The organism is Streptacidiphilus pinicola (assembly GCF_003258295.1).
In the GTDB taxonomy this organism is placed as follows: domain Bacteria; phylum Actinomycetota; class Actinomycetes; order Streptomycetales; family Streptomycetaceae; genus Streptacidiphilus; species Streptacidiphilus pinicola.
The window spans coordinates 1-12,037 of record NZ_QKYN01000046.1; the positions used below are offsets into that span (position 1 = coordinate 1).

Consider the following 12,037-nt stretch of genomic DNA (forward strand, 5'->3'; position numbering starts at 1 on the left):
GGCGGGAGTGACGGTGGTGCCGAGCAGTAGTGCGCAGAGCGTGGCGAGCACGGCGAGAAGCGCCGGCGCGCGTGTTCGTGCGTGGTTCATCGTCCCTCGGTTCCTGTGCGTCGGACGCCGAGGCGAGCCGCGCCCTGACCCGGGCTCCCTCGCGGTGGCTGTGGTTTTCCGCGAACTTGTCGCTGATTTCCAGAGCTTCGCCAGGAAGTTACAGACGTGAGCGCATGCAGTCAATGGATGTGGCAGCACGCCAAGGGGCGCGGGGCGCTACCTGCGCGGCTCCGCCGCGCAGGTAGCGCCCCGCGCCCCTGGATGGTGCGACTAACCCCTGGCGGGCCCCGTCGAGCCGCGGACCACGAGCTCCGGCTCGAACAGCAGTTCCTCGGCCGCCACGGTCGCGCCCTCGATCTGGTTGACCAGGAGGGCGACCGCCGCCCGGCCGAGGGCCTCGATGGGTTGACGGACCGTCGTGAGCGGCGGCTCCGTGCAGTTCATGAAGGCCGAGTCGTCGAAGCCGACGACCGAGACGTCGCCCGGGACGGACAGGCCGGCCCGGCGCGCCGCGCGGATCGCGCCGAGGGCGAGGGGGTCGCTGCCGCAGATGATGCCGGTGACGCCGGCGCGCAGCATGCGGCTGGCCGCGGCGTGGCCGCCCTCGAGGGCGAAGAGCGCGTGGGCGATCTGGTCCGGCCGGACCTCGCGGCCCGCGCGCTCGCACTGCGCGGCGAAGGACGCGAGCTTGCGCTGGGACGGGATGTGGTCCTCGGGGCCGACGATCATGCCGATCCGCTCGTGGCCGAGCGCCGCGAGGTGTGCGAAGGCCTGCTCGACGGCGACGGTGTCGTCCGTGGAGACCTGCGGGAAGCCGAGGTGGTCCACGGCGGCGTTGAAGAGCACCACCGGGATGCCTCGGTCACGCAGCCGCGCGTAGTGCTCGTGCGGGGCGTCGGCCTCGGCGAAGTGGCCACCGGCGAAGACGACACCCGAAACCTGCTGGTCCAGCAGCATGTTGACGTAGTCGGCCTCGGACAGGCCGCCCGCGGTGCGGGTGCACAGGACGGGAGTGAAGCCGCGCTGCGCGAGCGCGCCGCCGACGACCTCGGCGACCGCCGGGAAGATCGGGTTCTGCAGTTCCGGCAGCACCAGGCCGATCAACCGGGCGCGCTCGCCGCGCAGTTGGCTGGGGCGCTCGTAGCCGAGCACGTCGAGCGCGGCCAGGACCGCGTTGCGGGTGCCCTCCGAGACGCCGGGCCGGCCGTTGAGCACGCGGCTCACCGTGGCTTCGCTGACTCCGACCTTCTGCGCCACCTCGGCGAGTCTGCTCTTCATGGCGAAAGAGTAGAGCAGGATCCGGCAAGTCATTGCAAGAAGTCGCGACCAGTTTGCAAATCCGCAGGCCAGACCGCCTGCGAGGGCCAAGTGACTCCTGTGCCCGTCGTGAATGACCGAAACAAAGTCGTGACTTTGCAATGTTGCGTCTCAGTCTTGCGTAACGTGGCGGGGCAGCCTACGTTCCTCACACACCGACTTTCCCCCATCCACCACGTCTCTTCGACCATGGGGCACGCATGATGCTGAACAGATCGCGCAAGTTCGCCGCCATCGCACTCGCGGCAGGGTTGTGTCTGGGCACCGCCGCCTGCGGGAGCAGCGGCTCGTCCGGGAACGGGGGCGGCAACAACGCCGCCGACGGCGCGGCCGACGGGAAGCCGCTCGACCCGAACGCGACCGTCACCATCTCCATCGACTGCGCTCCGGGCGCCGACCAGGCCGCGGGCAAGGCGAACTACGCCGACGACCTGGCCCTGTTCAAGGTCAAGTACCCCAACGTCACCGTCAACGCCAAGCCCTACGTGGGCCAGTGCGAGGTGCCGGCGCAGCAGACCGCCGAGTACAAGGCGCACGACGAGACCGGCGCGTTCCACGCGTACTTCACCGACCAGGGGCAGACCCTCAACTCCGGTGACGCCGCGGACATCAGCGCCTACCTCAACGACCAGACCGTGCCCGGCTACTCGACCATGCTGCCGAGCGTGAAGCAGAACCTGGGCGTCGACGGCAAGGCCTACGCGCTGCCGATCAACTACTACTCCACCGGGCTGGTCTACAACCGCGACCTGTTCAAGAAGGCCGGGCTCAACCCGGACCAACCGCCCACCACCTGGGACCAGCTGCAGGCCGACGCCAAGAAGATCGCCGCGCTCGGCAACGGGATCTCCGGCTACGAGGACTACAGCGGCGGCAACACCGGCGGCTGGCACTTCACCTCCGAGCTCTACAGCCTCGGCGGCAAGATGGTGAGCCCCGACGGCACCAAGGCCGCGTTCAACTCACCGCAGGGCAAGCAGGTCCTGCAGCGGCTGCACGACATGCGGTTCACCGACCACAGCATCGGCGCCACCCCGGTCACCCAGTGGGCCGACGCCTTCCCGCCGCTGGCCACCGGCAAGGTCGGCATGTTCATCGGCGCGCCGGACGTGGTCAAGCACCTGATCGAGGTGCTCGGCGCGGACAAGAACGCCTTCGGCATCGGCCCGATGCCCGGCGCGACCGGGCCCGGCAACAGCCTCGGCGGCGGCGACCTCTACTACTTCAAGAAGGGCCAGACCCCGAACCAGATCAAGGCCGAGATCGCCTGGATCGACTTCGAGTACCTGACCCCGGACGCGGGGCAGTTCAACTTCTCCCGCGCCGCGACGCTCGCCGCCTCCAGCAAGGACCCCGTCGCGATCTCCATCCCGGAGCCGTACTTCTGGGCCACCAGCTCGCCGCAGATCAACCAGATCACGACGTCGCTGAAGACCAACGGCAACCTGCCGCTCTCCAACTACGACCCCTACGTCAACAACCCGACCAGCAGCGTCGACGAGCCCCCGGCGGCCCAGCAGCTCTACAAGGTCCTCGACTCGGCGATGTCGGCCGCGATGACCGACCCGAACGCCAACCTCGACCAGGTGCTGTCCACCGCGGAGACCCAGGCCAACCAGATTCTCGCGAATCAGTGACGCCTGGCCAACCAGTGACGTGTCGCCCGGCCGGACCGCCCCAACCCCGCTGCGGTCCGGCCGGGTGGCCGACACCTTGACGAGCCGATCCCTCGACTTGGAGCACCCATGGCTGTCACGCTGACCCGCGGCCCCGGCCGCGTCGACGCGACTCGCGCTGGTTCGCGCGGCCAACTCGCGGCCCTGCGCCGCACGTTGCTGCGCAACCTGCGCGCCCACGCCTTTCTGGTCGGCGCGCTGCTCTGCTTCGTCCTGTTCACCTGGTACCCGATGATCCGCGAGATCGTCATGTCGTTCCAGCGGCTCCACTACGGCGAGACGCAGTGGGTCGGTCTAGCCAACTACCGGCAGATCACCGCCGATCCGGAGTTCTGGTCGGCCTGGCGCAACACGCTGGAGTTCACCGGCGTCGCCCTGTTCTTCGGGTTCGCGGCGCCGTTCGCGGCGGCGATCGTCATCAACGAGTGCCGGCACGCGCAGGGCTATTTGCGGGTCCTGGTCTACCTGCCGGTGATGCTGCCGCCGGTGGCCGGGATCCTGCTCTTCAAGTACTTCATGGACCCGGGCTACGGCCTGTTCAACCAGATCCTGCACGCGCTGCACCTGCCCACCTCGTCCTGGCTGGCGTCGAAGAACACCGCGATGCCCTCGCTGGTGCTCGTCTCCACCTGGGGGAACATGGGCAGCGCCACCCTGGTCTACCTGGCCGCCCTGCAGGGCATCCCCGGCGAGCTCTACGAGGCCGCCGAGCTGGACGGCGCCAACCTGTGGCAGCGGATCTGGCACGTCACCGTGCCGCAGACCCGGCTGATCCTCTCGCTGATGCTGATGCTGCAGGTGGTCGCCACCATGCAGATGTTCACCGAGTCCTTCGTGCTCACCGGCGGCGGACCGGAGGGATCGACCACCACCGTGGTCTACCTGCTCTACAACTACGCGTTCAACTACGACAAGTTCAACACCGCGGCCGCGCTCGGCGTGATCATGCTGCTGGTGCTGGGCTGCTTCTCGGCGGTCTACCTGTGGGTGGAACGCCGCGGACGGGAGGCCTGACATGACGACGGCACAGTCCGGCCCCACCCGTACCCTCGTCGCCCCGAGGCGACCGAAGCCCGCCCGCGACGCGGTCGCCGCCCGCTCCGGCGCGACCCGCACGCTCATCTCCCCGGTCCGGCTGAGCCAGCCGCGCGGGCGGCTCGTCTACCGGATCGTGCTGGCGCTGGTCCTGCTGGTCACGACCGTCGCCTTCGTCGGGCCCCTGTACTGGATGGCCACCGGCGGCTTCAAGTCCTCCCAGGAGCTGGTGCGCACCCCGCCCACGCTCTTCCCGACCCACCCCGCCACCCACGCCTTCACCGAGGCCTGGTCCCGGCTCGGCATGGGCGGGCTGCTGCTCAACACCGTCGTGTACGCCGGCGGCGCGCTGCTCCTCCAGCTCCTGTTCGACGTGGCCGCGGCCTACTCGCTGTCCAAGCTGCGCCCGGCGCTCGGCAACGTGATCCTCGGCATGATGCTGGCGTCGATGATGATCCCGGCCGCCGCGCTCGTCATCCCGCAGTACCTGACCGTGCTCGACCTCCCGCTGGTGCACTGGAACCTGCAGGACACCCCGTGGGTGATCTGGCTGCCGACGGTGGCCAATGCCTTCAACATCTTCCTGCTGAAGCGGTTCTTCGACTCGATCCCCAACGAACTGCTCGACGCGGCGGCCATCGACGGAGCCGGCCCGCTGCGCGTGCTCTGGTCCGTGGTGCTGCCGCTGTCACGGCCGATCCTCGGCGTCGTCTCCATCTTCGGCGTCGTCGCGGTCTGGAAGGACTTCCTGTGGCCGCTGATCACCGTGCCCTCGCACGAGACGCTCAACGTCGGTGTCAATACGGCGGCGACCTCCATGCCGGAGAACTCCCTGATCGCCGGGCTCTTCCTGGCGTCCATCCCGACCATCGCGCTGTTCCTGGTCTTCCAGCGCAACATCATGGCCGGACTCACCGCGGGTGGCCTCAAGGGCTGACGCCCGCCCGACAGCTGACCTCCCCAGTCGGACAAGAAAGCAGGTTCGTCGTGCCCGAAACCGGAGAGCGCGAGCTCCCGTGGTGGCGGAACGCCGCCATCTACCAGATCTACCCCCGCAGCTTCGCCGACGGCGACGGCGACGGGGTGGGCGACCTGGCCGGTCTGCTCACGCGCCTGCCCTACCTCGCCGAGCTCGGCGTCGACGCGATCTGGATCAACCCCTGGTACGCCTCCCCGCAGGCCGACGCCGGCTACGACGTCGCCGACTACCGCGCCATCGACCCGCTCTTCGGCTCGCTCGCCGACGCCGAGGAGCTGATCCGCCGGGCCCACGCGCTCGGCATCCGCGTCGTCATCGACATCGTGCCCAACCACACCAGCGACCAGAACCCCTGGTTCCAGGCCGCGTTGGCGGCGGGACCGGGCTCGCCCGAGCGAGCCCGCTTCTGGTTCCGGCCGGGCCGGGGCGAGGACGGCGAGCTGGCGCCGACCGAGTGGCACGGCTTCTTCGGCGGCCCGACCTGGACCCGAATCACCGAGCCGGACGGCACGCCGGGGGAGTGGTACCTGCACCTGTTCGCGCCCGAGCAACCCGACTTCAACTGGGACCACGAGGACGTGCGGGCCGAGTTCGAGAGCGTGCTGCGCTTCTGGTTCGACCGCGGCGCGGACGGCTTCCGCATCGACTCCGCCGCGCTGCTGGTCAAGGACGCGGCTCTGCCGGTCCAGGACCCCGACGAGCGCGCCTTCACCGACCTGGAGGCGGTGCACGACGTCTACCGGTCCTGGCGGCGCGTCGCCGAGTCCTACGACGGCGCGCGGGTGCTGATCGGCGAGGTGTGGCTGCCGGACGCCGAAAGGCTGGCCCGCTACCTGCGTCCCGACGAGATGCACACGGTCTTCAACTTCCTCTATCTGGAGTGTGCGTGGGACGCGGAGCGACTGCGCGCCGTCATCGACGACACGTTGCGCTTCCATCAGGAGGCCGGCGCGCCGCCCACCTGGGTGCTGTCCAACCACGACGTGGACCGCGTCGTCACCCGCTACGGCCGCGAGGACACCTCGTTCGCGATCTACGCCCGGCAGCACGGCCGTCCCGTCGACCTCGCCCGCGGCTCCCGCCGCGCCCGCGCGGCGGCCCTGCTGACGCAGGCGCTGCCCGGCTCCGTCTACGTCTACCAGGGCGAGGAGCTGGGCCTGTGGGAGGTCGAGGACATTCCCGACGCACTGCGGCAGGACCCGATGTGGGAACGGAAGGGCCGGAACCCGGCGGACCCCGGGCGGGACGGCTGCCGCGTGCCGCTGCCCTGGGCCGGCAGCGAGCAGCCGTTCGGGTTCTCGGCACCCGACGCGCACCGTGAACCGTGGCTGCCGCAGCCGGAGGCCTGGAAGGAGTACACGGTCGAGGCGCAGGCGGCTGACGCCGGCTCCATGCTCTCCCTCTACCGGTCGGCGCTGCGGCTGCGGCGAGTGCTGGGCGATGGGGACATCGCCTGGCTTGCGGGGACACCGGAGGGGGTGCTGGCCTTCCGGAGGGGAGAGGGCTTCGCCTGCGTGGTGAACCTCTCCACCGAGTCGGTGCCGCTGCCGCTCGCCGGCACCGTGCTGCTGGCCAGCGACGAGCTGCGCGGTGAGACGGACCTGCCGCCGGACACGGCGGTGTGGCTGAGCGTTTGAGCAACCCCTGGAGGGGCGCGGAGAACTGACCGGCAAGCCACCGAGGAGGTGAGCCTCCGAGCGAGCAGATCCATCCGCACTGGGTGGTTTGTCGCGCAGTTCCTCGCGCCCCTAGGTAGTGCAACCGCATCTTTGCCGAAAGGACCCCGATGTCGCACAGAAAGAGACAACTCTCCCTCGCCGTCGCCGTAGGCCTGCTCGCGGCCGGCGGGGGAATCGGCACCGCTCACGCTGCCGCGCAGGGACCGCAGCCCGTCGTCACCAAGGCCGGGATCGATCCGTCCCTGCTGCGGGGTCGAGGTGCGAACCTTGGATTCGCCGAGCAGAACGCTTTCAACGCGCGGACCGACGGGACGGTGATCGGGCCGGACACGACGCCGTACACCCTCGCCTCCGAGGCCACCGGCCGCAAGGCCGTGTCGCTCGCGCCGGGACAGTACGTCGAGTTCACCCTGCCCGCCGACACCGATGCGATCACCGTCCGCTACAGCCTCCCGGACGCGCCGGACGGCGGTGGCATCACCGCGCCGCTGGACGTCACCGTCAACGGGCACCACCGGCAGACGATGACGCTGACCTCCCAGTACGCCTGGCTCTACAACGAGTACCCCTTCACCAACGACCCCAACGCCGGTCCGCTGCACCCGGACTGGTGGACCACCGAGTGCGGCTGCGTGCCCGACCAGACCACGCCCGCGCCGGTGTTCCCCACCCCGTTCCGGCCCAGCCACTTCTACGACGAGCAGCGGCTGCTGCTCGGGCACCGCTATCGGGCCGGTGACGTGATCCGGCTCGCCGTGCCGGCCGGGAGCCCGGCCGCGGCGACGGCCATCGACGTGCTCGACACGCAGGACGTCCCGGCGCCGCTGCCCGCGCCGGACCACGCGTTCGACGTCCGGGACTTCGGCGCGGACCCGACCGGGGTCAAGGACTCCGCGGACGCCTTCGACGCGGCCGTCGCCGCCGCGCAGCGCACCGGGCGGACGGTGTGGGTGCCGCCGGGGACGTACCAGGTGAACCGGCACATCATCGTGGACCACGTGACGATCCAGGGCGCCGGCAGCTGGTACACCGTCATCAAGGGCCACCAGGTGACCCTGCCCACCCCCGCTCCGGACGGATCCGTCCACACCGGGGTCGGCTTCTACGGCAAGGACGCCTCGGCGGGCGGCAGCCACGACGTGCACCTGCGGGACTTCGCCATCGAGGGCGACGTGCGCGAGCGGATCGACACCGACCAGGTCAACGGGGTCGGCGGCGCGCTGAGCGACTCCTCGATCGAGGGCCTCTACATCCACCACACCAAAGTGGGCATCTGGCTCGACGGGCCGATGGACAACCTGCGCATCAAGAACAACCAGATCGCGGACCAGATCGCCGACGGCATCAACTTCCACGGCGGCGTCACGAACTCCCTGATCGCGAACAACTTCGTCCGCAACACCGGCGACGACGGGATCGCGCTCTGGTCCCAGCCGGCCGCCGACGCGCACGACGTCATCGACCACAACACGGTCCAGACGCCGGTGCTGGCCAACGGCATCGCCCTCTACGGCGGTTCGGACCTCACCGTCTCCGGCAACCTGGTCGCCGACCCGATCCGGGAGGGCAGCGCGATCCAGCTCGGCACCCGCTTCGGCGCGGTGCCGTTCGCCGGGCAGATCTCCGTCGCGGACAACACCACCGTGCGGGCCGGGACCTTCGAGCTGAACTGGAAGATCGGGCTGGGCGCGATCTGGTTCTACGCTCTTGAGCACAGCCTCGACGCGAACGTGCAGGTGACCGGGGACGACTTCCTCGACAACACTTACGACGCGATCATGCTGGTCTCGGACTGGGGGGTGAAGGACCAGTACTCGATCAGCAACGTCCACTTCAGCCACATCCGGGTGGATGGCACCGGCACGGACGTGGTCAGTGCCCGCGCGGCCGGGAGCGCCACCTTCCAGGACGTGGTGGCCCGGAACGTCGGCGCGGTCGGGGTGAACAACTGCGGGTCGTTCCACTTCACCTCGGCCGGCTCGGAGTTCAGCCTCACCGATCTCGGTGGCAACACCGGCGGCGGCACCACCGGCGCCTGGCTGGCGCCCTGGGAGCTGCCGAACACCATCACCTGCGCCGACCGCCCCACCGTCGTCCCGCCGCCCGCGCCCAGTCCTTGGAAGTAGGGCGGCTCCGCTCCTGGGGCCTCACCGCGTCGGCACGGTGAGGTCCTGGAGCAACGGCGACACGACGCGGTGGTCCGGATGCATCCGCAGCAGCGCGGTGACGACCCCGGCCAGGCCGGGCATCAGGCCCGGGGCGAAGGCCTCCTTGGCGATGCCGCCGACCGGGCCGCGTTCCTCGATCCCGCTGAGCAACTCGGCGTCCGCCCATACGAGATCGGGTCCCGCGTAGTCGGGGAGCAACTCCGCCAGGGTGGCCAGCAGTTCGCGCAGGCCCAGGTCGCCGTGGCAGAGCGTGTGGCTCCAGCCGAAACCCTCACGCATCGTCGCGGGCAGGGAACGGCGGGCCGTCTCCAACTGGTGCGCGTCGCCGCCGCGCCGGTACAGATCGGCGGCGGCCAGGCCGATCCCCGTGCTTCCGTGGCACCAGGCGGTCGGGAAGTCGGTCTGACTGCCGACGCGCGCGTCCTGCCACGCGCCGGCGGTGTCGTCGAACAGCGAGCTCTCGAAGGCGAAGGCCTGCCCGGCGAGCGCGCACCAACGCGCCCGGTCGGCGGCGGAACCGGCAGGCGAGGCGGCGAGCCGGGACAGCGCCCAGCCGATCCCCGTGGAGCCGTGCGCGAAGCCGCCGATGCCCTCCGGGGTGAGCGGGGTGGACCAGCGCGCGCCCCGCTCGTCGTGACGGACGGTTCGTTCCAGCTGGGCTCCCGCCGCTGCGGCTGCGGCCAGCCATTGGTCCTCGCCGGTCAGCTCGGTGAGGCCGAGGAGCGGGACGATCACGCCGGCCGTGCCAGTGAGCACGTCGAGCTCCTGGTCGGCGGCGAGGGCCTCGGCGGTGATCAGCGCGGCTCGGGCGCGGGCCCGTTCCAGCGGGTCGGCCGCCCGCACCACCGGATCGTCGGCCAGACCGTGCAGGGCCGCCCAGGTCCACGCCTGTCCGGCCAGGCCGAGGAAGCCGCCGAGCTCGGCGGTGGGGACGCGCTCCTCCGTCGCGGCCAGGACCCGGAGCGCGCCGCGCAGCGCGGGTTCCAGGCCGGGCACCTCGTCGGCGCGTCCGGCCCGGGCCTCGGCCCGGTACTGGGCCAGCGCCAGCACCACGCCGCCCTGCCCGCTGTAGAGGTCCGCGGTCAGCGGGCGGATGGCCCAGCCCGCGCGCATCAGGACCGGGCTGATCCAGGTGGTGGTGCCGTCCACGCCGGTGACCGCGTGCCGGAGCAGACGCTCGACGGCATCCGCCGCGATCCGGCGGCGCCGGGCGTCCAGGCGGGCACCGTGCGGCTTGCGGGTCGGCACCTGGACCCGGGCCGGGAGCTGGCGTTCGTTCAGGTACGCGCCGACGAGGGCGCTGCGGATGACGTCCTCCTCCCGCCACAGGTCGGCTGAGTGCCAGTCGGCGAGCGTCGCGTCGAGCCGCGTGCGGTCCACCGTGAAGGTGAAGACGGGGATGTCGCCCAGCAGCAGGTCGGCGATCTCGGCGTCCACGGTGGCCGGGTCGTCCGGCGCGCCGGGCAGCGCCGCGGCGTTGCGGCGCATGATGTCGCGACCGCGTTCGAGGGCGGCCGCCGGGTCGTGCAGCGACGCGGGGTGCCAGAGCATGCGGGCGATCTCGACGTAGGCCTGGGTGGGGCGGCGCAGCAGACGCACCACCGTGCCGTGGAAGTGGTCCAGCGCCGGGGCGAGCGCGCCGGCGGCGTCGAGGGCGGCCAGGTGCGCGGTCTGGTCGCGGAAACCGGCGACGACCTGGTCCCAGTGGTGGATCAACACCGGGTCCGGGCTCGGATGGTTGCCGGTACGCGGCAGGTCGACGACGTCCACCGCGAGGCGCGCGGCGTCCGTGCCGGCGTCGGCGATGACCGGGACGCGGATGCGCGGGTTCTGACCCGGCAGGGAGCCGGCGGCGGAGATGTCGACCCCGGCCAGCGTGTAGCCGTCGGCGCGCAGCGGCAGGATGCCGGTGCGCAGCACCGTCCCGCGGATCAGGCGGTAGGCCAGGTCGACGGCCTCGCCGCGCCCGCTCGGCGGCGTCGGCGGGTCCGGGGTGAAGAGCGTCTCGGCGTCCACGACCACCGGCTCCGGACCGCACGCGATCAGGTTCTCGGCGTGCAGGTCCGTTCCGCCGAGCAGCCGCATGACGGCCAACCAACGGCCCAACGCGCGGTAGAAGAGCGCGAGTTCGGCACTGTCCCGGCAGTAGCGGTGGGTGACGAAGCCGGCCCAGCCGTAACCCGCCCGCACCAGGGTCCGCGGCACTCGGAGCGCCGGTCCCGCACCGTCCGCCGTGCCGACCTCCTCCAGGAAGGCGGCGAGCGCCGCGTCGACCTCGGTCGGACGGGGCTTGTAGACGACGCGCCCGTGGGCGAAATCCAGCAACGCGACGGCGTGGCCGCCCCGGTGGGGGTCGCCCGCCCCAAGGCTCAGCCCCTGCAGGGGTCCTGGCTCCCGGCCGTCCAGGAGGGCGGCCAACGCGGGCCGGTCGGACGCCAGGCGGGCGGCCAGCTCCAGGACGGCGTCCAGGTGGCGGGCGGCGACGGCGTCCGTGCGCTCGTGCAGCACCGGATAGCGGCCCGCCAGCTCGGCGAGGTAGTCGGGGGTACGTGCCAGCGTCAGGAACTGCTGCCAGCGCTCGGGTGGCTCACCGTCGCCGAGGCGTCCCTCCAGCGAGGCGGCCTGCAGTTCCAGGAGGAACACCCGGTTGAGCTTCACCTGCAACAGCGCGAGGACCGAGCGGGTGGCCGCCTCCCGGACGACCGCGCGCTCCGGCGCGGCGAGCCCGTCGACGGCGTGAAGCTCCTTCGCGAAGCGGTCGAGCAGCGGCGCGGCCAGGGTCGCCACCGGTGCGGCGAACCAGTCCTCCTCCATGGGGTCCTCTCCCGGGGCTGTCGGGTGGGTTCCGGTCGGTGCCTGACACAGTCGCCGGGGGCCGCGCGCCCGAGGGGCGCGCGGCCGGAGCGGCTCAGCAGCAGTAGCTGTGGTACGAGCCGGTGGGGCTGGAACAGAACGCCATCAGGGCGTCCGTGCTGTCGGTCAACGCGGCCTCGGCCGCGCCCCCGCCGACGAACAGCGGGCCGGCCGGGTTGTCCTTGCCGAACGCGGTCTCCGCGCCCGCGAGCCACGCGTCGACGATCCGGCCCGGGTGGGCGGCGGCGGCACTGGGCATGAGCAACCTCCTTGTGAAGG

Annotated in this window: 8 protein-coding genes; 5 read left to right on the forward strand and 3 right to left on the reverse strand. The window is 71.3% G+C overall.

Going from position 1 to position 12,037, the window contains the following annotated elements; genetic code table 11:
- Nucleotides 1-321: 321 nt before the first annotated feature.
- Complete coding sequence (locus DN069_RS12660; protein WP_111501043.1) at nt 322-1,329, reverse strand: LacI family DNA-binding transcriptional regulator; 1,008 nt, start codon at nt 1,327-1,329, stop codon at nt 322-324.
- A gap of 239 nt (nt 1,330-1,568) precedes the next feature.
- On the opposite strand from DN069_RS12660, the gene DN069_RS12665 reads away from it, so the two are divergent.
- The 5 genes from DN069_RS12665 (at nt 1,569) to DN069_RS12685 (ending at nt 8,863) form a co-directional block, all read left to right on the forward strand.
- Nucleotides 1,569-3,005, forward strand: a complete 1,437-nt coding sequence (locus DN069_RS12665) for an ABC transporter substrate-binding protein (RefSeq protein ID WP_111501044.1) — start codon at nt 1,569-1,571, stop codon at nt 3,003-3,005.
- A gap of 108 nt (nt 3,006-3,113) precedes the next feature.
- Nucleotides 3,114-4,058 (forward strand): carbohydrate ABC transporter permease, encoded by a 945-nt coding sequence (locus DN069_RS12670; protein ID WP_111501045.1) that lies wholly within the window; start codon nt 3,114-3,116, stop codon nt 4,056-4,058.
- 1 nt (nt 4,059) lies between these two features.
- The gene (locus tag DN069_RS12675) at nt 4,060-5,016 is read left to right on the forward strand and encodes a carbohydrate ABC transporter permease (protein WP_111501046.1); all 957 of its coding nucleotides are present in this window, start codon (nt 4,060-4,062) and stop codon (nt 5,014-5,016) included.
- A gap of 50 nt (nt 5,017-5,066) precedes the next feature.
- Nucleotides 5,067-6,695, forward strand: a complete 1,629-nt coding sequence (locus tag DN069_RS12680; protein WP_207892136.1) for a glycoside hydrolase family 13 protein — start codon at nt 5,067-5,069, stop codon at nt 6,693-6,695.
- Between the two features lie 149 nt (nt 6,696-6,844).
- Nucleotides 6,845-8,863: a glycosyl hydrolase family 28-related protein gene (locus tag DN069_RS12685; RefSeq protein ID WP_111501047.1), complete on the forward strand. Its 2,019-nt coding sequence runs from the start codon at nt 6,845-6,847 to the stop codon at nt 8,861-8,863.
- A gap of 21 nt (nt 8,864-8,884) precedes the next feature.
- On the opposite strand, the gene DN069_RS12690 is transcribed toward DN069_RS12685, so the two are convergent.
- Both DN069_RS12690 and DN069_RS12695 read right to left on the reverse strand, forming a co-directional pair.
- Nucleotides 8,885-11,719 carry a type 2 lanthipeptide synthetase LanM family protein gene (locus DN069_RS12690; protein WP_111501048.1) on the reverse strand — a complete coding sequence of 945 codons (2,835 nt, stop codon included), beginning with the start codon at nt 11,717-11,719 and terminating at the stop codon, nt 8,885-8,887.
- A 94-nt stretch (nt 11,720-11,813) separates the two neighbouring features.
- Complete coding sequence (locus tag DN069_RS12695) at nt 11,814-12,017, reverse strand: DUF6229 family protein (protein WP_111501049.1); 204 nt, start codon at nt 12,015-12,017, stop codon at nt 11,814-11,816.
- Nucleotides 12,018-12,037: the final 20 nt, after the last annotated feature.

Bases quoted from the DNA above. Each gene is read 5' to 3' on its own strand.
- DN069_RS12660 (WP_111501043.1), bottom strand. From the start codon at position 1,329: ATGAAGAGCAGACTCGCCGAGGTGGCGCAGAAGGTCGGAGTCAGCGAA.
- DN069_RS12665 (WP_111501044.1), top strand. From the start codon at position 1,569: ATGATGCTGAACAGATCGCGCAAGTTCGCCGCCATCGCACTCGCGGCA.
- DN069_RS12670 (WP_111501045.1), top strand. From the start codon at position 3,114: ATGGCTGTCACGCTGACCCGCGGCCCCGGCCGCGTCGACGCGACTCGC.
- DN069_RS12675 (WP_111501046.1), top strand. From the start codon at position 4,060: ATGACGACGGCACAGTCCGGCCCCACCCGTACCCTCGTCGCCCCGAGG.
- DN069_RS12685 (WP_111501047.1), top strand. From the start codon at position 6,845: ATGTCGCACAGAAAGAGACAACTCTCCCTCGCCGTCGCCGTAGGCCTG.
- DN069_RS12690 (WP_111501048.1), bottom strand. From the start codon at position 11,719: ATGGAGGAGGACTGGTTCGCCGCACCGGTGGCGACCCTGGCCGCGCCG.
- DN069_RS12695 (WP_111501049.1), bottom strand. From the start codon at position 12,017: ATGCCCAGTGCCGCCGCCGCCCACCCGGGCCGGATCGTCGACGCGTGG.